At 67.3% G+C, this 21,471-nt stretch carries 21 protein-coding genes, 17 tRNA genes, 1 other RNA gene and 1 pseudogene; 27 read left to right on the top strand and 13 right to left on the bottom strand.

Annotated features, from left to right (window positions below; genetic code table 11):
• The first annotated feature begins 34 nt into the window (after positions 1-34).
• Positions 35-853 carry a hypothetical protein gene (locus G406_RS47320; protein ID WP_156934929.1) on the top strand — a complete coding sequence of 273 codons (819 nt, stop codon included), beginning with the start codon at positions 35-37 and terminating at the stop codon, positions 851-853.
• Here G406_RS47320 and G406_RS0116050 read toward each other — a convergent pair.
• Both G406_RS0116050 and G406_RS47325 read right to left on the bottom strand, forming a co-directional pair.
• On the bottom strand, positions 844-1,452 hold the full coding sequence (locus G406_RS0116050) for a mycothiol-dependent nitroreductase Rv2466c family protein (protein ID WP_028934627.1): 609 nt from the start codon (positions 1,450-1,452) through the stop codon (positions 844-846). The genes G406_RS47320 and G406_RS0116050 overlap by 10 nt on opposite strands.
• 109 nt (positions 1,453-1,561) lie before the next feature.
• A complete protein-coding gene (locus tag G406_RS47325; RefSeq protein WP_051342184.1) occupies positions 1,562-2,221 on the bottom strand; it encodes a GntR family transcriptional regulator in 660 nt (219 codons plus the stop codon).
• 76 nt (positions 2,222-2,297) lie between these two features.
• Here G406_RS47325 and G406_RS47330 point away from each other — a divergent pair, with 76 nt between their 5' ends.
• Positions 2,298-3,497 (top strand): CaiB/BaiF CoA transferase family protein, encoded by a 1,200-nt coding sequence (locus G406_RS47330; protein ID WP_156934930.1) that lies wholly within the window; start codon positions 2,298-2,300, stop codon positions 3,495-3,497.
• 16 nt (positions 3,498-3,513) lie between these two features.
• On the opposite strand, the gene G406_RS0116065 is transcribed toward G406_RS47330, so the two are convergent.
• The 5 genes from G406_RS0116065 to G406_RS0116085 form a co-directional block, all read right to left on the bottom strand.
• Complete coding sequence (locus G406_RS0116065; RefSeq protein ID WP_245607129.1) at positions 3,514-3,990, bottom strand: GNAT family N-acetyltransferase; 477 nt, start codon at positions 3,988-3,990, stop codon at positions 3,514-3,516.
• 36 nt (positions 3,991-4,026) lie between these two features.
• Entirely contained in the window at positions 4,027-5,355 is a 1,329-nt protein-coding gene (locus tag G406_RS0116070; RefSeq protein WP_028934629.1) for an epoxide hydrolase family protein, read from the bottom strand.
• Between the two features lie 129 nt (positions 5,356-5,484).
• The gene (locus G406_RS59735) at positions 5,485-5,955 is read right to left on the bottom strand and encodes a MarR family winged helix-turn-helix transcriptional regulator (RefSeq protein WP_084216112.1); all 471 of its coding nucleotides are present in this window, start codon (positions 5,953-5,955) and stop codon (positions 5,485-5,487) included.
• Positions 5,956-5,993: 38 nt separating this feature from the next.
• Positions 5,994-6,782 carry an SDR family NAD(P)-dependent oxidoreductase gene (locus tag G406_RS0116080; protein ID WP_028934631.1) on the bottom strand — a complete coding sequence of 263 codons (789 nt, stop codon included), beginning with the start codon at positions 6,780-6,782 and terminating at the stop codon, positions 5,994-5,996.
• Positions 6,783-6,954: 172 nt separating this feature from the next.
• Complete coding sequence (locus G406_RS0116085; RefSeq protein ID WP_211241169.1) at positions 6,955-7,710, bottom strand: phosphotransferase enzyme family protein; 756 nt, start codon at positions 7,708-7,710, stop codon at positions 6,955-6,957.
• A gap of 368 nt (positions 7,711-8,078) precedes the next feature.
• Between G406_RS0116085 and G406_RS56900 the strand changes: the two genes are divergently transcribed.
• The 18 genes from G406_RS56900 to G406_RS56905 all read left to right on the top strand — a co-directional run bounded on the left by G406_RS56900 (position 8,079) and on the right by G406_RS56905 (position 10,936).
• The gene (locus G406_RS56900; RefSeq protein WP_156934931.1) at positions 8,079-8,219 is read left to right on the top strand and encodes a hypothetical protein; all 141 of its coding nucleotides are present in this window, start codon (positions 8,079-8,081) and stop codon (positions 8,217-8,219) included.
• Between the two features lie 411 nt (positions 8,220-8,630).
• Positions 8,631-8,708: transfer RNA gene (locus G406_RS0116090), tRNA-Arg, on the top strand.
• 119 nt (positions 8,709-8,827) lie between these two features.
• Positions 8,828-8,903: transfer RNA gene (locus G406_RS0116095), tRNA-Glu, on the top strand.
• A 1-nt stretch (position 8,904) separates the two neighbouring features.
• Positions 8,905-8,976 (top strand) — tRNA-Arg (locus G406_RS0116100).
• Positions 8,977-9,187: 211 nt separating this feature from the next.
• A tRNA-Thr gene (locus tag G406_RS0116105) sits at positions 9,188-9,263 on the top strand.
• Between the two features lie 41 nt (positions 9,264-9,304).
• Positions 9,305-9,380 (top strand) — tRNA-Leu (locus G406_RS0116110).
• Between the two features lie 30 nt (positions 9,381-9,410).
• Positions 9,411-9,481, top strand: a tRNA-Gln gene (locus G406_RS0116115).
• A gap of 22 nt (positions 9,482-9,503) precedes the next feature.
• Positions 9,504-9,577: transfer RNA gene (locus tag G406_RS0116120), tRNA-Gln, on the top strand.
• 15 nt (positions 9,578-9,592) lie between these two features.
• Positions 9,593-9,678, top strand: a tRNA-Leu gene (locus G406_RS0116125).
• A gap of 17 nt (positions 9,679-9,695) precedes the next feature.
• Positions 9,696-9,785 (top strand) — tRNA-Ser (locus tag G406_RS0116130).
• Between the two features lie 56 nt (positions 9,786-9,841).
• Positions 9,842-9,916: transfer RNA gene (locus G406_RS0116135), tRNA-Ile, on the top strand.
• A gap of 40 nt (positions 9,917-9,956) precedes the next feature.
• Positions 9,957-10,045: transfer RNA gene (locus tag G406_RS0116140), tRNA-Ser, on the top strand.
• Positions 10,046-10,073: 28 nt separating this feature from the next.
• Positions 10,074-10,147, top strand: a tRNA-Lys gene (locus G406_RS0116145).
• Positions 10,148-10,174: 27 nt separating this feature from the next.
• Positions 10,175-10,247, top strand: a tRNA-Arg gene (locus tag G406_RS0116150).
• Positions 10,248-10,262: 15 nt separating this feature from the next.
• Positions 10,263-10,337, top strand: a tRNA-Asn gene (locus G406_RS0116155).
• 144 nt (positions 10,338-10,481) lie between these two features.
• Positions 10,482-10,553 (top strand) — tRNA-Val (locus G406_RS0116160).
• 41 nt (positions 10,554-10,594) lie between these two features.
• Positions 10,595-10,668, top strand: a tRNA-Val gene (locus G406_RS0116165).
• Between the two features lie 194 nt (positions 10,669-10,862).
• A tRNA-Cys gene (locus G406_RS56905) sits at positions 10,863-10,936 on the top strand.
• 235 nt (positions 10,937-11,171) lie between these two features.
• Here the strand turns inward: G406_RS56905 and G406_RS0116170 are convergent.
• Positions 11,172-11,954 carry an MBL fold metallo-hydrolase gene (locus tag G406_RS0116170; RefSeq protein ID WP_028934633.1) on the bottom strand — a complete coding sequence of 261 codons (783 nt, stop codon included), beginning with the start codon at positions 11,952-11,954 and terminating at the stop codon, positions 11,172-11,174.
• A 92-nt stretch (positions 11,955-12,046) separates the two neighbouring features.
• On the opposite strand from G406_RS0116170, the gene G406_RS0116175 reads away from it, so the two are divergent.
• On the top strand, positions 12,047-12,649 hold the full coding sequence (locus G406_RS0116175) for a TetR/AcrR family transcriptional regulator (protein WP_028934634.1): 603 nt from the start codon (positions 12,047-12,049) through the stop codon (positions 12,647-12,649).
• Between the two features lie 878 nt (positions 12,650-13,527).
• On the opposite strand, the gene G406_RS58865 is transcribed toward G406_RS0116175, so the two are convergent.
• Both G406_RS58865 and G406_RS58870 read right to left on the bottom strand, forming a co-directional pair.
• A complete protein-coding gene (locus G406_RS58865; protein ID WP_425414596.1) occupies positions 13,528-14,208 on the bottom strand; it encodes a CocE/NonD family hydrolase in 681 nt (226 codons plus the stop codon).
• Positions 14,209-14,267: 59 nt separating this feature from the next.
• Positions 14,268-15,521: pseudogene (locus tag G406_RS58870) on the bottom strand (CocE/NonD family hydrolase); the annotation flags it as partial.
• Here G406_RS58870 and G406_RS47340 point away from each other — a divergent pair.
• The 5 genes from G406_RS47340 (at position 15,406) to G406_RS56915 (ending at position 18,356) form a co-directional block, all read left to right on the top strand.
• Entirely contained in the window at positions 15,406-16,059 is a 654-nt protein-coding gene (locus G406_RS47340; RefSeq protein WP_051342186.1) for a TetR/AcrR family transcriptional regulator, read from the top strand. The pseudogene G406_RS58870 and the gene G406_RS47340 sit on opposite strands and share 116 nt — an antisense overlap.
• 99 nt (positions 16,060-16,158) lie before the next feature.
• The gene (locus tag G406_RS47345) at positions 16,159-16,677 is read left to right on the top strand and encodes a nuclear transport factor 2 family protein (RefSeq protein WP_051342187.1); all 519 of its coding nucleotides are present in this window, start codon (positions 16,159-16,161) and stop codon (positions 16,675-16,677) included.
• A 12-nt stretch (positions 16,678-16,689) separates the two neighbouring features.
• Positions 16,690-17,001 carry a ParA family protein gene (locus tag G406_RS0116195; protein ID WP_156934932.1) on the top strand — a complete coding sequence of 104 codons (312 nt, stop codon included), beginning with the start codon at positions 16,690-16,692 and terminating at the stop codon, positions 16,999-17,001.
• The gene (locus G406_RS56910) at positions 16,998-17,345 is read left to right on the top strand and encodes a hypothetical protein (RefSeq protein ID WP_156934933.1); all 348 of its coding nucleotides are present in this window, start codon (positions 16,998-17,000) and stop codon (positions 17,343-17,345) included. The genes G406_RS0116195 and G406_RS56910 overlap by 4 nt, the downstream gene beginning before the upstream one ends.
• A 537-nt stretch (positions 17,346-17,882) precedes the next feature.
• Positions 17,883-18,356: a hypothetical protein gene (locus tag G406_RS56915; protein ID WP_156934934.1), complete on the top strand. Its 474-nt coding sequence runs from the start codon at positions 17,883-17,885 to the stop codon at positions 18,354-18,356.
• A gap of 28 nt (positions 18,357-18,384) precedes the next feature.
• Here the strand turns inward: G406_RS56915 and G406_RS55720 are convergent, their stop codons facing one another.
• Positions 18,385-18,552: an ATP-binding protein gene (locus G406_RS55720; protein WP_084216113.1), complete on the bottom strand. Its 168-nt coding sequence runs from the start codon at positions 18,550-18,552 to the stop codon at positions 18,385-18,387.
• 558 nt (positions 18,553-19,110) lie between these two features.
• Between G406_RS55720 and G406_RS56920 the strand changes: the two genes are divergently transcribed.
• Positions 19,111-19,266, top strand: coding sequence for a hypothetical protein (locus tag G406_RS56920; RefSeq protein WP_156934935.1), 156 nt, complete (start codon positions 19,111-19,113; stop codon positions 19,264-19,266).
• Positions 19,267-19,327: 61 nt separating this feature from the next.
• On the opposite strand, the gene ssrA is transcribed toward G406_RS56920, so the two are convergent.
• Positions 19,328-19,716, bottom strand: a transfer-messenger RNA (tmRNA) gene (gene ssrA, locus G406_RS55200).
• Between the two features lie 696 nt (positions 19,717-20,412).
• On the bottom strand, positions 20,413-21,033 hold the full coding sequence (locus G406_RS0116225) for a YwqG family protein (protein WP_211241170.1): 621 nt from the start codon (positions 21,031-21,033) through the stop codon (positions 20,413-20,415).
• Positions 21,034-21,471 lie beyond the last annotated feature (438 nt).

The raw sequence follows: 21,471 nt of genomic DNA on the forward strand, positions 1-21,471 counted from the left end.
TGAGATGCTGGCGAGCGGCGGCGAGAGGTGGTTGATGGCACGGCACGACGCTGAGGCGTTTCACTTCCCCGATCGGTTCGACCCGATCCCCGGTCTGTACGAGCGGCTCCAGGAGCTGCACCGGGTCGGCCGGGAACGATCGGCGCTCGATCTCGTGGTGGCCACGCTGCGCCGCGACGGGCGCTCCGCCGCCGCTTTCGAGGGTGTGCTGCTGCTCTGCTCGGGACGGACAGCGGGCTCCGGCTCCGGCGTGGCCGAGCCGATCACCTCCGAACAGCTCACCAACCCCTACCTTGCGCCGGTGGCGACGGAGTGCGTGTCGTGTCAGCTGCACTGGTTCTCCAGCCACATCCTGACGCTCGGCCAGCGCATGGCGGTCAGCAACCCGATCGGTCTGCAGTGCCAGGTGTGCCGCTACACACTGTGCCGCGACTGTCTCGCACCGAACGACCGTGACTGCCCCGAGCCGGGCTGCGGGGGCACGCTCGGCACGCCGGTGCTCCCGACCGGACGCCCCCGGCGTCAGCCGGCGAACCGGCGCGTCGGGGACATCGAGTACGTGCTGGTGCTCTGGGAAGGCACCGAACCCGACCAGGCGGAGGTCGTCGGACTCCTCGACCTGGTGTGCACCTGGCAGGACCGGAGCGCGGCCAGGGTGACCCTCGTCGAGGACCCCGAGGTGCGCAAGGCTGTCGGGGAGGCCCTCGTTCACCGGGAGGAGCGCGAGGGCCGGGTCGGCCTGCGCGCGTTCGAACGGACCCGCGCCGTGCTGATCAGCAACCCGAGAACGGGCAAGCGCCGAGTCCTGGTGGTGGCGGGAGACCGGAGTGAGCCCGGCCGCCCTCACTCGTAGTTCAGCTCGCCGCTCCGGGTTCGTTTGAGCTCGGAGAAGTGCGGGTTCGAGGCCAGGAGCACCGCTCCGTCGAATGTGTCGAGCGCGGCCTGGCCTCGGGGGACGGCGCTGAGTACCGGGCCGAAGAACGCGACGCCGTCGACATGGATGGTGGGGGTGCCGACCTCCGTGCCGACCGGGTCCATGCCCTCGTGGTGGCTGGTACGCACGGCCTGGTCGTAGCGGGTGGAGTCGGCGGCCGGGGCGAGGTCGTCGGCGTCGAGCGCGGTCAGCACGGCGGCGAGCACCGCGCCCCGCGGCCTGATGCCTTGGTTGAAGTACCGGGTGCCGAACTCGGTGTAGTAGTCGCGCAGCGCCTGCTCACCGCGGCGGTCGGCGAGCGCGGCGGCCACCCGCACCGGACGCCAGGCGCTGTCCGGTCCCTTGTCGGCCTCGGGGACATGTCCTGGCCGGCCCTCGTTGAGCACGGCCAGGCTCATGATCCGGAACCGCAGGTCGATCGGGCGCAGCTTCTCCACCTCGAGAATCCACCGTGAGGCGATCCAGGCGAACGGGCAGACCGGATCGAAGTAGAAGTCGACGCGGGTCGCGGTGTCCATCGTGCGTTCCCTTCTCGCGGCGGGCTCGTCGCTCGTGTTGATCCACACGCTCTTGAGCCGGGTGTGTTCGCGCACCACCTCGGTGCCGTGCTCGCGGCCGGACGGTGCGCTACCTGGTGGCGGCATGTTTGAGCAGCGGTCCGATCTGGTCGTGGATCGGGCCCCGATGATCGTCGGCCAGCCGGATGAGCGCTTCGGTGTCGCCGCGTCGCAGTGCCTCGATGAGTCCGGTGTGTTCGGCGACGATCCGTTCGCGCGCGGCCTGGTCGTACAGGTAGACGGCGCGGTAGGCGTCGGTCAGCTGCCAGATCCGCAGGAGCTCGTCCACGACGAGGTCGAGTCCGGAAGCCCGGAAGATCGTGAAGTGGAACTTCTGGTTCAGCTTGAGCGCGGTCAGGATCTCGCGGCGCTCACCGGCCAGGGCGAGTTCGTCGTTGATCCGGGCAAGCTCGTCGAGCTGCTCGGTCCCGAGTGGCGGTAGGGCCCGAAACACCTCCGTCTCCAGCGCTTTTCGGATCAGATAGGCCTGTTCGAGCTGGGATGCGGTCAGGCGTGCGACCGCGTACCCGATGTTGCGGCGGTACTCCAGGATGCCTTCGCTCTCCAGTACGCGCAGCGCTTCACGGACGCCGGCGCGACTGGTTCCGAGGCGCACGGCCAGTGCTTCCTGGCGCATCGGCTGACCGGGCAGCAGCTCCATGGTCAGCACCATGTCGTGAAGCTGATCGACAGCCGCCAGTACCGTGCCCCGCGCATGCCGGTCGGTCACGGTTGCCTCCCGCTCGACGCCGTTGACCCTCGGAACAATAGGTGCCTATATTGGCGCCAATTCTACGGAGGGTCCAGTGACCGACGCACAGACCGGTGACACTCGTGGCCATGGGCCGCTGCACGGCTTACGCGTGCTCGACCTGACCACCACGTTCATGGGCCCTTACGCCACGATGCTGATGGCCCAGATGGGCGCGGACGTGATCAAGGTCGAGGCCCCCGCCGGGGACATCACACGGGGCATCTCGGACTATCGGGGCCTCGGGATGGGGCCGGTCTTCCTCAACGCCAACCGGGGTAAGCGATCCATCACGCTCGACCTCAAGCAGGACGCGGACCGTGCGTTGCTGCTGCGTCTGGCCGGCACCGTCGACGTGTTCGTGCACAACATGCGGCCGGCGGCGGCGCGCCGGGCGGGAATCGAGTACCCGGCCATCGCCGAGGTGAACCCGGGGTGCGTGTACTGCTCGCTACCTGGTTTCGACTCGACCGGGCCAGAACGCGACAGGCCGGCCTACGACGACGTGATCCAGGCCGCGAGCGGCTTCGCCTGGGTCCAGGGGAACGCGTACGTGCGTACCCCGGTCGCGGACAAGACGGTCGGCACGCTGGCGCTGGGCGCGATACTGGCCGCGCTCTACGAACGCTCCGGCTCCGGAAGAGGTCAGGCGGTCGAGGTGCCGATGTTCGAGTCGATGGCCGCTTTCCTGTTGCTGGACCAGCAGGGCGGCTGGGTGTTCGATCCACCGGCGGGCCCTGTCGGGTACGCCAGGACGTCCTCGCCGCATCGCCGGCCGTATGAGACCAGCGACGGTCATCTCGGCGTGCTGGTCTACACCGACGCACAGTGGCGCGCGTTCTTCTCCCTCGCCGGGCGACCGGAGATGGCCGATGACCCTCGGTTCCGTTCGATCGCCGGGCGCACCGAGCACATCGACGAGCTGTACGCACTGGTGGCCGAGGTGCTTCGAACGCGGTCGACCGACGAGTGGCGGCGGGTGCTGGAGGCGGCCAACATCCCCGCGACTCCGGTCAACAGCGTGACCGACCTGTTCACCGACCCCCAGGCCTTGGCCAGCGGGCTGTTCGAGACCCACGAGCACCCCACGCTGGGCACGCTGCGCCAACCTCGGCTGCCGGCCAGGTTCTCCCGCACCGGGGCCGCTCCGGCCGCCTCGGCTCCGGAGCTCGGCGAGCATGCGGAGCAGATCCGCGCCGAGCTCGACCAACGTCACCGGACGGCACACACCGTGCCCGGAAACGGTGTGTGCTGACCAGCGGGAAGAGGCCTCAGCGGCCGGCGCGGTCCACCCGTCGCCAAGGCCACTGCGCGGTGAGCCAGCCTGCGATGGCGTCGGCGAGTGGAACGTCCAGTTCGGCTCGGCTGGCGCGTACCCACGACTGCACGGTGACGTCGTGGTCGACGGCCGGGTAGAGGTAGACGCAACCGATCACGTCACCGTCGCCGGGGTCGAGCACGGTGAACGTGAACCCTCTGCGAGCGGCGAAGTCGTCGGCGTGGCGGCGCAGGTCGGAGAGGTTGGCCTCGAGCGTCATTCCGTCGACAGGGGGCCAGCTACCGTCGGGGAACCCGGGTGTCGCCCGGATGTGTTCGATGCTGGAGCTCCACGCCCTGTGGTCGTCCTCGTTGTGCCGAGGTCCCAGCGGCTCGAGGCGGAAGTCGTCGGTGGTGAGAGTGGTCGGCGGCGAGAAGTCCGCCGGTACGAATGGTGAGCTGGCCACGGTCTGGAACGTACCCGGGAGCATTCGTGCCACCTTGCGGAGTGGGCGCGCGACGCCGGCCTAGGCCCTTAGGGACCTGAACGCGGCGCGCATCTCGGCGCTGAACAGGTCGGGCACCTCCCACGCCGCGAAGTGGCCGCCCTTGTCGACCACTCCGAAGTGGATCAGCTTGTGGTAGCTGCGCTCGGCCCAGCTGCGTGGGGTCCGGTAGAGCTCGCCCGGGAAGACGGTGATCGCGGCGGGCAGGGAGATGTCGACGGCGTTGAAGTTGTTCGCGTTGTTCTCCCAGTACAGCTGCGAGGACGAGTTCACCGAGTTGGTCAGCCAGTACAGCGTGATGTCGTCGAGCATCTCGTCCTTGGTGAGCGAACGCTCGGGGTCGCCGCCGCTGTAGGTCCACTGGGCGAACTTGTCGTACATCCAGGCGGCCAGGCCGGTGGGGGAGTCCGACAGTCCGTATCCCACGGTCTGCGGGCGGGTGACCATCATGGCGGAGTAGCCGCTGCCCCTGGTGTAGAGGGCCTTGAGCGAGTCGAACGCCGCCCTCTCGTCGGGCGCGAGCCCCTCGGGGGCGGGCCCACCGTCGTTGAGGACCTTCGCGATGTCCGCCGGCACGGTGGCCGGCATGTTGACGTGGATGCCGACGAGTCCCGGCGGGGCTTGGCGGGCCATCCGGTCGGAGATCACCGCGCCCCAGTCACCGCCCTGGGAGACGTAGCGCCGGTAGCCCAGCCGGTCCATCAGCACGGTCCAGGCACGCCCGATCCGGTCCGGTCCCCAGCCGGTGGCGGTGGGCTGCCCGGAGAAGCCGTACCCGGGCATCGAGGGGATCACCAGGTGGAAGGCGTCGGCTTCGGTGCCGCCGTGCGCGGTGGGGTCGGTGAGCGGGCCGATGACCTTCAGCATCTCCAGGAACGATCCCGGCCATCCGTGCGTGATGATCATCGGCAGGGCGTTGGCGTGCTTCGAGCGGATGTGCAGGAAGTGGATGTCGAGCCCGTCGATCTCGGTGAGGAACTGTGGCAGCGCGTTGACCCGTTCCTCCAGCTTGCGCCAGTCGTAGTCCGTTCCCCAGTAGCGGACCAGCTCCTGCAGTCTGGCGAGCTGGACGCCCTGGGACTGGTCCGGCACGGTCTCCCGGGTCGGCCAGCGGGTCGCCACCACGCGTCGGCGGAGGTCGTCGAGCTGTTCCTGGGCAACGTTGATCCGGAAGGGTCGGATCGCCTCCCCGCCCCCGCCTGCCGTACCCGCGGTGGCGGTGGCGGTGGCTCCGTTCGATGCACCCGGCCGCGCCGGCCCGCACGCCGCGGCGGTCGCGGTGACCAGCAGCGCGGCCGCCGAGGTCGCCAGGAATCCCCGCCGGCTCGGCGAGGACAGAGACTCGGACATGCGCTCCTCCTGCTGGGAATGCGGCAGACCAGGTTGATCGACTCCGCACGGGCACGGTAGGTAGCTGCGCGCCTGCCTCGCGCCCGTCACATCACGCCATGGCTGTACGTCATCCCCGTGCCTCAGCCCTCATGCGTGGACGTGCTGGAGGGAGGGGGTGAGCCCCACGTGACGGGCGATGCGCTGCAACACCTCACGCAGATGATCATGTTCGGCCGGGTCGATCCCCGCGAACAGGGAAGCCTCGCACTCTTCGGCTACCAGTTCGGCGCGCGACAGCAGCTCGAAGGCAGCTCCAGCCAGATGAATGGCGTGGGCGCGCCGGTCTTCCGGATGAGATCGCCGCTCTACGAGTTCACGTCGTTCGAGGTCGTCGATCAAGCCCACCATGACATTGCGGTGCACCCCGACCAGCTCGGCGAGCCGCTGCTGAGACTGACCTTCGCTGCGTGAAATCTGAACCAGGACATCGAAATGAGCTGGCCGTATCCCGAGAGGCTCCAGTCCCTGAGCGAACCGCGTGGCGACCTGGGAGCCGATTTGAGAGATCAGGAACACGGTGTTGTGGCTGATCCCAGCCGTGCCGATGAATATCTGCACTGGGGGTGTGTTCTCGCCGTGATCGGGAGGGCTGTCGTCTAGTAGTGGATCGGGCCGCGCATGCCGCCGGCGGTGGCGATGGCGTCGCCGGTGATCGATACGCTGCGCGGCGAAGCGAGGAAGGCCGTCACGGCGGCCACCTCCTCGGCGGTGATTATCCGGCCGATGCTGGTCATGCTGTTCAGTCCCGCCAGCACCGTCGCCTCGCTCACTCCCTGTGCGGTGGCGATGGCGCCGAGTACCGTGGGGGTCCGCTCGGTGACTGTGTAGCCGGGATGCACCACTGTCACATTGATGCCGGCCGGACCGAGTTCGTCGGCGAGGTTCTTGGTCATCGCGGCGATCGAGACATTGCGGACAGAGCCGATCAGCGAACCCGTCATCCGCGCGTGAAGCCCGCTGATGTTGATGATGCGGCCCCAGCCGCGTTTGATCATTCCCGGTGCCAATGCTCTTGCACAGCGCAGGTAGCCGAGAAGCTTGATCTCCAGTTCGTCGCGCAACTCGGCGTCGGTGATCTCGCTGAGCTTGGGCTTCGCTCCTGGGACACTCGGCCGCGCCGCGGCGTTGACGAGGATGTCGACGCCGCCGAGCAGCTCGATCGCGCGAGTGGCCATGTCTCGCACCGACCGGTCGTCACCGGTGTCCGCGGTGATGGCGACGGCGCGCTCACCGAGCGAGCCCGCGATGGTGTGGAGCGTGGCTGCGTCCCGCGCGACGATGGCGACACGGGCTCCTTCGGCGAGTAGTTCCCTCGCCACAGCCAGGCCGATGCCTCGGCTGCCGCCGGTCACCAGCGCGCGTTTTCCCTCGAGTTGCAGGTCCATGCGGTCATGGTGGTGAAGTCGTGCCGGGCTGTCTTGAACGTTTCAGCCACCGCGGACCCCGAGGTGTGTTGCGTTCATCTGAGCCACCGGCCGGAGCGGTGCTGCGCAGCGGTATCTGTCACGTCTCGTCTGATGTCTCGACCGAGCCGACGTCCATGGTCACGGGAGGCGTTCAGACTGTTCGGACTTCGGCGAGTCGTTGGGCCGCGAACGGGTCGGTTGCGGTGGGGTCCCAGCAGATGGCGGCGTCCCAGGCGGCCCGTGCTTGTGTGGCGATGTCGTAGGTGTGGTGGTCGAGGCCGGCGGCGTTGTGGGGCAGGGCGAGGTCGAGGTCGGGGGCGTCGAGGTGCGCCTCGTCCCAGTCGATCAGTGCGACGTGGTCGTTGGTGATGCGGATGTTGGTGGGGTTGGGGTCGCCGTGGACGACGCAGCTCGCACGGTTGGTGAGTCGGGCCCACGCGGCCCGGCATCGCTGGACGCTTTCGGCTGGCATCGCGGCGAGGTTGACTCTGGTCCCGGTCTCGGTGTGCAGGAGGTCGGTCGAGGATCGCCAGCCTGGGCGTTGGGCCCAGCCGCGGGTCAGCCGGTGTAGTCGGCGGAGTGTGTCGGCGACGCGACGCCAGTCGGTTTCGGTCTCTGGTGTCCGGCCGGGTATGTAGGTCATCACCACCAGTCCCTGGGCGAAGTACCGCCCGTGTGTGGTCGGGATCGGCGCCGGCACCGTCATCCCTGCCCGGGCGAGGTGTCGCATTAGGTGGGTTTCCCACGCCAGGTCCGCGTCGGTGCGGTGGCCGAGCCGGGCGACCGCGCGGTGTCCGTTGACGCGCACGCTCCGTACCTGGTTGACGCCGGCCCCGTCGGTGAGCGGCTCGCCGAGCACGACGTCCGTGTCCCACTGCTCGAGTGCCTCCCAGCCCACCCGCAACATCTTCGGCCACGGTGGCGAAGCGCGCGAGGAGTTTAGGGTCTGGACCGCCTGTCTCGCCGCCTGTCTCGCCGCCTGTCTCGCCGCCGGTCGACGCGCAGATCGGACCGCGATCGCGGCCGGCGCCATCCGCCTGGCGACCAGGTCAGCCCCTACTTCCCCAAGGCCTGGTACCGCTCGCGCGAGGACCTGGTCCGCTGGAGTGAAGGACCTGACGCGACGCCGACCAAAGGCAGTTCCTCGCGCGAGCGCAACCAACGCCGCCGTTTAGCAGGTGAATCAACAGCGGTCGAGGAAAAATATTCGAAAACACGATTGACGACTCGATATCAATCATGGATGATGGAATCACACCGATTGAAGGAGCCCCAATGGCAAGCATCTGGACGCGAAGCGGACAAGGCGATCAGCGCCGCGCCGCGATCGCCGCCTCATGCCTGTCGCGGGGCTACCCGAATATCTTCGTGCTGCCCGAACATGTGCTGCTGAGCAGCACCGGCTCTCCGCCCTGACGCCTCCAGCGTCTGGTCAGGGAGCCGCCCGTCGGGAAACCGATTAGGGCGGCTTTTCTATTCGCCGTGCCCGAAAAACGTTTTCCGGGTTGATGTCGGTGAGCTTTGGAAGCGGATCGGTCTCAAATCCGTGCCTTGGGGGTTCGACTCCTCCCGCCGGCGCAGTGCACTCATTTGTGTGAGTGCTTGTTGTTTTGACAATTCCACAGTGGAGCACATAAGCACGCTCGCCCCGACCGTTCCGGCTGATTCTTGATGCCTGGCCTACGCGGTGGATGGTGGCGAGCTTCTGCCCGCGCGCCGACGCGGGCACCCGGTGCCGGGTGGACTGGGGGAGCCCCTGCCCGGCACCGGAAGACTTGGGGAGGCAGTGGGGCTGTGGCGGTTCAAGTCCGTCCCTCACCACCGTCTGCCCTTGTAGCTCAACGGACTTCAGCACCGGCCTTCTACGCCGTGGGATACGGGGTTCGACTCCTGTGAAGGGCACCAAAACGACGGAACCGGAAGCCGTCGTGGTTGTTCGTGCGGTCGTGGTGAACTCGGCGGACACGCCAGGCTTCCACCGGAGGAGAAGCGGGTTCGATGCCCGCCGATGCACCACCGAGCATGGCCGATGCGGCTGACCGGCTAGGCCGCCGCGCTTTCAACGCGGAAGACCGGGTTCGAGGCCCGGATCGGTCACCAGACCCCTGTAGCTCAACGGACAGAGTACGGCGCTACGAACGCCGGGATCGAGGTTCGACTCCTCGTGGGGGTGCTCAGAAATCCCGGCCATGTGACCGGCCTCGGTCACGTGGCTGTTCGCGGCGGCCCGGTCATGTCGCGGTTCTTGCTCATGTAGCCCAACGGTCAAGGCACCGCGTTGTCAGCGCGGGAGGCACGGGTTCGACTACCGTCACTCGCTCCAACCCAGCGGTTGTAGCCCAACGGGGAGAGGCGACCGCACGCGACGCACACACCGTGAATGTGCCTCTCAAGCTCAACCGGCAGAGCGCCCGCTTCGTAACCGGGAGGATTCGGGTTCGACTCCCGAGGGAGGCTCCACAGCCGCCACAGATGACGAACACGGTCACGATGGCGGACTGGCCCCTGTAGCCCAACGGCAGAGGAGACGCGCTCAGAACGCGTTCAGTCCAGGTTCAAATCCTGGTAGGGGCACCACAACCCGGCAACGTCCGGGCAGCATTTCGGTCCCGGTTGGTGTAGCGGCAGCACGCCGGACTTTGGTTCCGGAGTTCCAGGTTCGAACCCTGGACCGGGAGCCCGACTCGACGAGCTGGTCGATGCCCGTTGGTCCAGATCGGCACGGACGCCGGACTCTGAATCCGGAGACCGAGGTTCGAACCCTCGCCGGGCAGCAGTAGTGGTTCGAGGCCTCTGTGGCGCAACAGGCTGACGCACGCGGCTCAAACCCGCGCACCCCGAGCGGGGTTTGCAGGTTCGACTCCTGCCAGAGGCACAAGCAAAACCCACGCTGGAGGGCTGGCTGAGTCTGGTAAGGCACCGGATTGCTAATCCGAGGTCCGGGAAGAACTCCCGGCGCGCGTTCGAGTCGCGCGCTCTCCGCAACACACGAAAACACGCGCAAACACACACGAACACACGCGACACACGCAAGTAGACGAGGTGGAGCATGGCGGTCTGTGCAGCGCCCTGATAAGGCGCCGGACCAGGTTCGACTCCTGGCACCTCGACCACGCGGCACGCGATGCCCAGCCGGGCATTCGGTGCCGTCGAGGAGGATTGGCCGAGCCTGGTAGGGCAGCCGTCTCGAAAACGGTGGTCGGCGTCGACGCGCCGCGCAGGTTCGAATCCTGCATCCTCCGCTCCCGCCCGGGCCCCTGGTGCGGGTATGGGTCGCTAGCTCCAACGGTCAGAGCAGCCGGCTCTTAACCGGCGGGTTCGGGGTTCGAATCCCCGGCGACCTACGCGGCACACGGTTCGGAACACGCCACGCCCCTGTGGCCCAGCGGATAAGGCACCGGCCTCCGACGCCGGGGATCGCAGGTTCGACTCTTGCCGGGGGCACGCCCAACCCTTCATTCCCCCGCGGTGCGCTCGGCGGCATGCCCGGCTGTTAACCGGGAGGACCAGGTTCGACTCCTGGCGGGGGAGCCACACCCACACGACACCTGTGGGTGTCGGGTGCTTCGGGGGACGCGCCGGCGCGCGGACGATCCTTGCAAGATCGTTTCGAAGGGTTCGACACCCTTGTTCTCCACCAGCCCGCCTTTCGACGTTGGTCGAGGGGTGGGGTATTTCGCGCGTGTAGCTCAGCGGCAAGAGCGACCCGCCTACACCGGGTTGACCCAGGTTCGAGTCCTGGCATGCGTACGCCACACCCTCGCCAACCCCCTCGGGGGTGGCGAGACCAACGTCCCGTAGCTCAGAGGCAGAGCGCCCGCCTGACAGGTGGGAGGTCGCGTGGTTCGGTTCCCGCCGGTGACGACTGTGATCGAGGCCGAAGCAGTCGAGGCACCAGGTTGTGGGCCTGGTCCAGGCCGGTGCGAGTCCGGTCGGTCACCCCACCTCCCTTTTCGCCGAGCTGCTGCTCGGTGTGGGGAGTCCATCGCGCGTGGTCCGGCGGCCATCCGGAACTCATATCTCTGGTGTGCCCGGTTCGACACCGGGGCGCGCGAGCAGGACCTACGTCGCGACGGTCGTGAGACGGCCTGCAAAGCCGTCGTTTCCGGGTTCGACTCCCGGGTAGGTCTCCAACCCCTGCGCTCCACTGTGGAAGGCACACTCCGCGGAAGCCGGGTCTGCCCCGGCTCGTACTCGAAACGATGGGTACGAACCGCTGACTGGGCATGCGACACGTTGTGCCCTGTCTGCCTTGGCGCCTGTTGCGTATCGTCGCCGGTGGCCGCGACGCCCCTAGTTTGTGTACTCAGTCGAAGTGCTTTCCCTCGTCCTGGCCTATATCGGGCCTGTGTGGCGAAGGTTTGCGTCTCATGCGGCGAGGTTCAGCCATTGCCCGGTGGGCAGCACGTGTGCGCGTTGTCTGGCGTGTGTGCGGAACTCGTTCGCGGGTTCGGTGACCTCGGCGTAGCCCGCGATCTTGTCCGGCTGGTCTGTCTCGTAGTGCATCGGCACCGCGTGCCGGGCGTCGAGGATTTCCGCCGCGGCGGCGGCCTGGCTCGGGTCCATGGCGGCGGGTAGCGGGCTCGGTGGCTGGAGGTGCGGTGCGTCGACCACTGCGCCGTTGACAGGCAGGAACACCGCGTCGAAGGGGCTGAACCGGCGGGCGATGAGCCACCAGTAGCCGTGGAACATCGTGTCGCCACCATGGAAGACTCGCTGCCCGTCGGCCTGTACCACCCAGTTGAGCTGCGGGTCGCCCAGTCCATCGACGGCGGGTACCGCCGTGATGTGGAACGGCCCGAGCTCGCGGCTGGACCAGGCATCCACGACGTCGGTGGCCAGTCGATGTCGGGTCAGCTCGCGCTCGGCCAGCAGTGTCGTCACGTTGTCCACGTCGTCGCCGTGCCCGGGAGCGGGCCGCAGCACCGGTGCCCCCGGCGCGAGAGCATCGGCGAGCGCGGCCGCGTCGGTGTGGTCCCGATGCAGGTGGGTGAGCAGCGCGGCGGTGACCGTGCCGCTCGGCACCGCTAGTCCCTCGCCGCGCGGCCATCCCGTGAACAGCGGGGACAGGTCCCGCACATAGTCGATCACCAGCCGCGCGCCCCCCGCCTCGATCTCGAGACCGGCCCAGCCAAGTCTGCGCACTCGCATTCCGCACTCCCTCGTTTCGGTCACTGTCGCGGATTTTAGTGTACGAGCGTTCGCCAAATCAATAGCGAACGGCCGTACGGTATCCTTGCGCTATGTCACCTCGGCGTTCAGCGGCCGAAGCGCGGGCCACCCGGGAACGGATCCTGGACCGTGCCGCGGCGATCGCCTCCGAGGAAGGCCTGGATGGCATCACCATCGGCCGGCTCGCCGAGGAGCTGGAGATGAGCAAATCCGGGGTGCACAAGCACTTCGGCGCCAAGGAGACACTGCAGATCTCCACGCTGGACAAGGCGTTCCTGGACTTCTGGCACCGGGTGGTCGAGCCCGCACTGGCGCAGCCGCCGGGCCTGCGGCGGCTGCGCGCGGTGTGCGCCAACTCCGTGGGCTACCTGCACACGCCACTGCTGCCCGGCGGCTGCCTGATGACCGCGGCGCTCACTGAGTACGACGGCCGCCCCGGTCGGGTCCGTGACGCGGTGGCCGAGGTGTGGTCGCGCTGGCGGGAACAGCTACGGGCGGATCTGTCCTCGGCGGTAGACAGCGGCGAGTTGCCCGCCGGGTTCGACATCGACCAGGCGCTGTTCGAGATCATCGCCGCCGGTCTGGCGCTGAACGCGGCCATGCAGCTCCAGCACGATGAAGCAGCCGCTGGTCGGGCCCGCCGCGCGATAGAACGGGCCCTGAATCAGTCCTGACCGCGTTCCGCCGGTCAGCGTGTGTCAGCCCAGAACTTGTCGGGCTTCACCGGGTCGGACCGCACCTCGAGCGCGCCTCCGGGAGCGCTGGACCGCCGCCAGGGATGTGCCCCGTGGAATCGACCTGCCCGCCACGGCGCTCGTCAGGTGGATAGCCGCTCGCCCTCTGGTGTCAGAAAGAGGGTGTCGTGCCTTGATCGAGAACCAGGAGTTCGTCTTCGACCCGGTGACACCCTGCAGGTGGTCAGTGGGGTCGTCGCTGACCTGCGGTTGTTCATCTTCGTTGAGGAGGTCGATGGTGTTGATCAGGTCGGGTGAGGTGTCAGCGGGTTCGGGGGTCTGAGTCCCGACCATGGCTTAGCGGGGTGGCTCGGGAGGGTGCGGCGGCTTGTCGCCGTGGTGGTTGATCTCGTGGCGGGCTAGCGAACGCGCGTTCGTCCTGATAGCGGCCGGGTTGTTCCGATGCGGTGTGTGCGGCGACGATGGTGTGGGCGAGTTCGGCGGGGTTGAGCACCCCCGGACATCAATCCGTACAGCACGATCCGAAAGGTGCGACGGGACCTCCGGGGCCTGGTGTCTGGAGAGTTGTCACCCCCGCGATGGCACGCGCCTACGGCAAGTTCGATCCCATCGATGCGCTCGCGGTCATCGGATTGGTCGCAACCGCTGTGAGGTCGTCGACCACGCCGTCGCCCGGGCACCGGAGAGAATCGCTGACCTGCAGGTTGTCATCTTCGTCGAGGTGGTCGGTGGTCGGTGATGCTTGGGTGATTGTCTTGGGAGGCGGTGAGCGATGGGGCGGTTCGACGGCATCGTGGCCAACCGAGAGCGTTGGAGCTCGGTCGTTGCCGCGGACTTGTTCGGCACGCCCGGCCTGGTCAGTTTTCGACGGGGAGGGTCAGTTTCGTGTCGTCGTGGTGAATGGTGTGGCGTGTGGTGTGCGTTGTGGTTCCGTGTTCTGGTGGTTCTCCGGTGCCGAGGTTGCGTGCGAACCGTGGGTGCGCTCCGCCGGCGATCTGCAGGCGTAGCCGGTGGCCGGCTTGGATGCGGCGGGCGCAGGGATCCAGGTCGAGAGACACTGTTTGTCGTCGTCCGGCGGTGACGTTGGGGTCGAGGCGTCGGATGCCGTCGGCGAAGTTGGTCGACATTCCGTTCTCGTCGACGTCACAGAGGCGGACGAAGAGGTCGGCGTGCGGGTTGTCGACGCTGACCGAGACTTCGATGTGCGGAATGCCGATGATGTCGAGTGATTCACCGAACGACTCGCTGGTGAACACGATGACGTCGTCGCGGGTTTCGACAGGGGCGTTGTCGAATTGTCCGGCCTCTGTGGAGTTGCGTCGGCCGCCGAGCGCGGGTGTCGCTCCCCGGGGGTTGTAGGTGCATGTGGTGGTTGCGGTGTCGGCTGCCCCTGGCCGAGGCGACCGGCACCGGTGACGGCCCACGTGCTCTGCGCGGTGGGCCATTCCGGGTGTTCGCGCCACTGCTGTGCTCCACGGACGTAGAGCCGCAGCGGGGACCGGTCCGAGGGGCCGCCGTGCAGGCGGTGATCGAGCCATGCGATCGATTCCTGGATGAGTGTCGGCGCCGCCCTTCCCACCAGGTCGAGGTGTTGCCAGGGGCCGATTGTGAGGGCGGTGTCGACCCCTCGATCGCGCAGTGCGGTGAACGTTTCGACTGTCTGGTCCAGGAACACGTCGTCCCAACCGCCGATCAGCAGCACCGGCGTCGTGATCCGGTCCAGCGCATGGGTGGCTCGGTAGGGCGCCCAGAACTCGTCATCCAGATCGGTGTGCCGCAGCCACTCCCGGTACCAGGGCGCGTCGCGGTGCATCAGGCTATCGGCGGCGTCACCGAGGGGGAGCGCGCCGGCGTCGAGTTCGGCTCGGGCGACCGCGTCCTCGACTCCGCCGGCGGCGATCGCCCGCTCGAGCTCAGCCATCCGAACGCTCCAGTCGAGCCAGGTCTGCAGCTGGAAGACTCCGTGCTCGAACACCACACGACCGAAATCGTGCGGGCCCATCGCGATGAGGCTCGCGCGCAGTTCCGGGGGCGGATCCTGGAGCAGGGCGTACTGGGTGAACGCGTGGTACGAGGCACCGCCGGTCACGAGGTTCCCGTCGAACCACGACTGCTCGCGTAGCCACGCCACCGTGTCCTGAGCGTCCTGGGCTTCGCGCACCATCGGCTGGAACACGTCCGATGAGCCGGCCGTACCCCGGCAGCTCTGGAACAGCACGTGGTAACCGTGGGCAGCGAAGATGCCCGACCACACGTAGGTGAACGGGAAGGTCAGGCCATAAGGGGTGCGCACGAGCAAGGTGCCCTTGGGGCGGTCGGTGTGCGGCACGTAATGGTCGCCGGAAAGCAGGTGACCGTCCCTGGTCGGCGTCTGCACATCGCGTTCGACGTGATATCCGAACGGGGGATGCGGCATCCCGAGTACCGCCGCAACTTCGTCATACGTGCTGTCCGGAGGCAGCGCCATCAGCTCGTAGCGTGGCTTGTCGTCGTGCATGCCGGGTCGGCCGATCACGACCGACGCGCCGGAGCGGTCGAGCTCGGCACGGCAGGCGTAATACCGCCTCCGCAACCGTCCTCCGTGGATTCCATGGCACGGTCCTCCGTGATGCGTGAGCAGCAGCCGCGCTGAGACGGATGGTCGCGACTCGATCGACCCGGACCTCACCGTAACACAGAACGGACGAACATCGTCCGTTCGGACGTCAGCTCTCCGTTCTGATACGGTCCGGCGCATGCATCCTGACCGTCCGGCCGAGTCGCCGCCGCGAGAACGTGCGGACTCCCGCCGGAAGCGACTGCGACTGCTGGACGCCGCTCGAGTCCTGGTCGCCGAGCGGGGCCTCGACATCACCAGTGCCGACCTGGCCGAACGCGCTGAGGTCGGTGTCGGCACGCTCTACCGGCGCTTTGGTTCGAGAGAGGCTCTGCTCCAACAGACGCTGCTGGACGTCCTCGACCGCTCCCAGGATGCAGCCGATACCGCCCTGGCCGGTTCGGCGCCGCTGCCCGACCTCGAGCGGTTCCTCGGCGTCATCGTCGACCAGTGGGTCGCCAACCGCGGGCTCGCCGAGCTGGTCGCGAGACCGGAGACCTACCGGGCTGAGGTATACACCCCCTACATTCGAAAGCTGCGCGCCTCATTGGCGGAGATGGTCGAGCGCGCGCAAGACGCCGGCGCGATGCGCCCGGACGTGACCTGGCGAGACGTACTGGGCCTCACTCAGGCCGCGTCGACCGCTGTCGACGCGTTGGGATTGGCTCCGGCGCCCGAGCAGGGACGCCGGATGCTCGCGGTGATGCTGGACGGCCTGACGGTCCGGAGTGGACGATCGCTGCCCGGCGACCCACCGGCCGACTCCGATCTGGTCACGGACGACCTGTCGTGACCTCCTCGCGGTGGCCCAGGACGTCGCCGTGCCGCGGAACCTGAACAGATCGATCGGCTGGCCGCGCCGCACAGCCGTCATCACACCGAGGGAGAGCACATGTCACTCGAGTCGGACGTCCGATACCTGCTGGACCGCATCGAGATTCAGGACGTGATCGCGCGCTACGCGCTCGGACAGGACCTGCACCAACCCCACAGCGACAACCTGAACGTGCTGGAACACTGGTCGGATGTGTTCTCCGAGGACGCGGTGCTCGACTACTCCGAGGCCGGCATGCCGGCAGCGATGAGCCGAGACGATCTCGCTGACGTCATGCGCGGTCCGAACCGCGACGCCGGCATGGCGGCCATCTTCACCGTGTGGCAGCACGTCGAGGGACACGCCACTGTGACGATCGACGGGGACAAGGCGACGGCGCTCTCCCCGCACCTGCATAGCCACGAGACGAGGACCGGTCAGCCGGCCAATGTCATGGCCGCCGGCATGTTTCACGACGACCTGGAGCGCCGCCCCGAGGGCTGGCGGATCGTCCACCGCCGGCTGAAGAATCTCTACGTGCACACCGTTCCCCGATCGACGGACGCCGAGGATCTTCGAACATCTGATCGGGTGTGAGTCGCAGCGTCTATGCCCGCCGCCACTGGGCGGCCGGTACGACAGCGGGTGCACCCGCTGGTGTGGCTGGGTGTGGTGCTGTCGGGGTTCGACAGTCGGGTCAGCATGGATATTGCGATCCGGGAGGAGGTCTACAGCCGTTTCCCGGGCGAGGTCCGCGCCGAGGTGCCTCGGCGCGCGAGCGTCCACGAAGCGTTCCAGCTCGGCGAGCGCCTCGGTGACCGCTCGGACGTCGCTTCTCGTGGTCCCGCTGGAATCTTCGAGACGTTCCTGCACGAGCGTGTGTTGAAGGACCGGCCGGTCACGATCGAGATGGCCCGATGAGCCAGGCGAAAGCGGACCGGCTGCGGGCACGGGCGCGGCTGCAGATCGACCCGGACGCACCGGTCCCACCTGTCCCGCAACACGTCGCACCGGCACCTACACCGGAGCTGGGGGCGGACCAGCCCAGCTCACCGATTCGGCCGCCATCCGACCAGCCCTCGGCCGGCTCCCCGACGGGCACTAGCAGCGAGGTGGTCGAGGCGGTCGTCTGGCTGTCCTGTCGGGTGTCTAAGAGCCTGCGTGACGAGGTACAGCACCAAGCGATCCGTGAGGGGCGCTCGGCTACGGCGTTGGTCCAGGATGCGGTGCTGGAGTATCTAAAGAGCCAGGCTTCGAGTAGCTAGTGACCGGTGCCTCGGTCAGGGCGGGGTGGTGTCGGCGAAGTCGTCCAGGGAACTGGGCCGGATTGTCGGTGGGCACCGCATGACGTCCGCCCTCGCGGAATCCTTCTACCGCGAGACCCTTACCGTTGCGCTGCGTCTGCTCGCGGCGGCGGAGACACGGTGACACCGGAGAAGGGAACTGATCCCGTAGTGCTAACGCCAACGCCAACGCCAACGGACAGGATCACCCGACACGCGCGGCACACATTGTCCATGTCGCCTCCGACATCGAGGCCGGTGTCTTCGCCACCTCGCTCCGCCGCTTTGGCCTGGCATAGAACGCAACGAGCGCACACCGGTCACGGTGTCCTCGGCTAAGGGGAACACCACAAACATCTGGCCCAGCAGATTGGGTGACAACGGTTTCGGAAATTTGACCCCCCAGCGGGACGCTGGATCTTGACCCCGGTCTGTTGTTAAGAGCTTGCGCCGGCGGCGCACGATGGGTGCATGCGTGTTCGGTTCCCTCGGTTGCGAGATGGTCTGCGGAGCTATTGCGTGGTCGAGCGTGACGACGGTGTGCGGTATCGCCTTGAGGAGGGCGTGGCCGGAGCCCAGGTTCCGCATGATCTTGTGCATTTCGTGGTCGAGCGCCAGCTTGGCGAGGATCGTGGGTTCTGGGGCGCCGTCGCGGCGGGCGCGGTTTTCGCCTCGATGAAGCATCTGGATGGCCGTCGGCCGCCGCGGGCTGAGCACCGGTCCCGGGCTGCGTTGGCTGAACGCGGTTCTCATTTGACACGAGCGGAGTTGCTTGCCGGGTTGGTCCAGGATCTCGCCGACGCCGGTGTGCGACACGGTGACGAGGTTCGACGACGGACCCGTGAGGCACTGTCGACGCAGGTGGATGTCGAGGTGGATCCGGTTGTGCTGGTGCGGGCTGCGGACGAGCTCCAGCGAGTGGGCCAGCGCTGGCGAGAGCTGGCTGTGGGTGAGGAACTGGTCATCGAATGGGTGGGCCGACTTCGACGGTGATCTCGCCGCTGGCAACGGGCGCGGGTAGTCAGTCCTGTCGGACGCGGTTGTCCTTGGCGAGCAGTTCGCGGCGTTGGCGGGTGCGGGAGGAGCCGCCGGTGAGGGTGAGGACCTCGGCGTGGTGGACCAGCCGGTCGATCATGGCTGCGGCGACGACCTCATCGGAGAAGGTCTCGCCACAGCGCCCGAACGGCAGGTTCGTGCCCTTTAGCCGAGCATCCGGCTCTCCACGTGATCCGAGGGTTCAGTTGAGGTATTCACTGACCTGTCCGATGAAGCCGACATCGTCGTGGCTGGTCCGTGGAAACGTGCTCCGGCGGGGTCGACCTCGTCGATGTTGTAGGGCGTGCTGATCTGCGCACCGCGGAAGCGGTAGCGCTAAACACGCATCTTCGCGGGGTTGTAGAGGACCACTCCGTCCGCTACGGGTAGCCCGCCGGTCGCGGTGGCGGGGCTGTAGCAGCGGGGCCAGGCGGGCGCCCGCGATGCGTGTGTGTACTTCGGTCTCGGGTAGCCGGCCCTGCGCCAGCGCGGTGGCGGCCTGGCGCACGCGGTCGTGGCCGATCCCTGGCAGGTTGCGGTGTACGGCCGAGGCCTGGATCGGGCGGGAGGAGCTGACCGTCAGGCTGGCCGGCACCACCTGACTCGCTGGCGCTCAGGGCGCCGAGCGATCGGTCCACGCAGCACGGCGAGGTTGCGGGCGGCGGCCGAGGCGGCCCGGCGGGGTCGGATTCGGGCGTCGCGGGTGCTAAACGTGACGGTCGCGGCGGCGTGGCAGACCTCGCGGACGAGGTCGATCGGGAAGGCGGTCGCGGACCTGACTGGCGAGGACCTGACCGGCTTCTTGGCTGCGTTGGAGCAGGGCGATTTCGTCGGCGCGATTGGTCGCGCCGACGGTGCACAATGGTGATCCAGGCGAGCGTGCTGTCAGGTTGCCGCGTGTGGTCGAATGGTATTGAAGTGGTGTTTCTTTGTGGAGGTGCCGGGAATCGAACCCGGGTCCTCTGTCGTGTTGCCAGGGCTTCTCCGTGCGCAGTCCGCTGGGTCTTTTCTTGGCTCCACCGCTCACGCGGACGAGTTCGGTGTGACGAGCCCAGTCGCTGTGTGATGTTCCGCCGAGCCCCGCGACCGGGTCAGGTGGTGAGTCTCCTTGCTGATGCCGGATTCCGGAGCGGAGACGACTCCGGGCCGACAAACGCTAGATCAGATCATGCACCAGCGAGCTCGTACTGATCTTGAGTAGCGTTGGCGTCAACCTTGTTGGCGCTTATTCATTGTGCGATGACTCTTGAGGTGGTCTCTCGCCTGCACCTGCACGCTTCCCCTGACTCAACGTCCAGAGTCGAAACCGTTCACCCCCGTCGTGGGACTGCTCGAGATGGACGGAAACAAGATTGGATATATCTTGTTTCCGTCCATCTCCAATTAAGCGCCAGAAGCTTCGCGGAACCGCGTGGCTCTTGACGAGCATGACCGTACTCGACCGCACGACCATGCCAAAGAGCAATTAACATTAGCTGAAGAAAATGGTGAGGTGGGGAAGTTGGAGTGAACTCGAAGATTGGACGAAAGTTTACGGATCGGTCCTTTCGGATGAGGCGCTGCGTGAGAGGGTCTTTTCTTACTGTCCTTACCGTGGCCGATCTACTGTGCTAGAGATGAGTTGCGGGCAGCATGGCCTGCTCTCGATACTCAGTGCAGGTGATCAGTGGGGTCGTCGCTGACCTGCGGGTTGTTCGTCTTCGTTGAGAAGATCGATGGTGTTGATCAGGTTCGGTGAGAGTTGTCCAGTTTGACTGAGAATCGGTTGTTGGTGTCGACGGTTTCGGGGGTTTGAGTCCTGACCCTGGCTTAGGGGGGGGTGGCTCGGGAGGGTGTGGCGGTTCGTCGCCGTGGTGGTTGGTCTCGCGTGTCAGCCGCCTCTGAGGATGCCGATGTAGTGCCGGGTCGCGGGCGGGGCCTGCTGGGTGGAATTGGGGTTGGTGTTTCTCGATGTCGGCGGCGGCCTCTTGCCCTCTTCCGGGACCGTGGGGAACAGCCGCGGTGACCGTTCCGGTCAGGAGCATTGGGTGAGGAAGCGGGCCTCCCCGCAGGCCCGGCAGGCGAACGCGTAGCCACAACCGGCGTCCCCGAAGTTGATCGCCGTTTGGGGATCGTGACCCGTTTCCCACTGAACGAGGAACTCCATCGACCGCTCGCATCCCGGGCAGGTCGGCGTCTCGTCACCTTGGATCCAGCTCGGCTCGCCGCCGACCTGGCCGAGGATGTCGTTCACGGCGCCGCCGGCCGCCTCCCACTGCGCACGGGCCGCGTCGTAGTCCTGTTCGTCGGCCATCTCCCACCGCACCCCGGACACCTCGTCGAGCAGCGGAACGCCGTCGGCCGGAACGTGCGCGGGACGCAGTGCGTCGCCGGTGAACAGCAGCGCCCGGTTGCCTCCGCCGTCCGGCTCCCACTCGTCACACATCCCGGGATCATTTCCGCACATGAAGATGGACAGCGCCGGGTAGTCGTCCCGTATGAGCTGGGCGAGAAATTGCATCGGTCGCCGGCAGGTGGCGCAGGTCGGCCAGTGAAAGTTGGCCGGTACGAGGGGAACACCTCCGGTCCGGGTCACCTCGGCGTCCGGAGACACGGTACCGGCGTAGACCATGAGCATCGCCACAAACAGCGACACTAGTCCACCGGGGGGTGTCCCTATGGTGTCAATGAGTGACACGAGCTGGCCGCGACCGGTGCACAGCTGGTCGTGCTGGTCGATGGGGAGTGGCGGGGTGCTGGTACTGGCTGGTGGAGTTCCGCCAGGTTCAGCGGGCCGCGGCGCGCTACCCGATCACCTACTCGGCCGGGGTGATGCGCGGCCACCTACTCACCGGTGAGGGCGAGCGGTCCCATCCGACGACACCGGGTGTGTTCGGCATCGTCTACCGATTCCAGCCTGAGTGCGCCGAGCGTGTGACCGTCCCGGCGCCTCCACGAGCGGCGCCAGCCCGGACGGCACGCAGGCCCCGCGCGGCGCCCCCGTGCCCGAGTCTCAAACCCGAGCCTGCGGATGAGTATCGGCACCGGTACGGGCCGCGCGGTTGAGATCATGACCGAGCGGTGGGGCTGGCAA

The organism is Actinospineispora spinosispora DSM 44797, from assembly GCF_000429025.1.
In the GTDB taxonomy this organism is placed as follows: Bacteria; Actinomycetota; Actinomycetes; order Mycobacteriales; family Pseudonocardiaceae; genus Pseudonocardia; species Pseudonocardia spinosispora.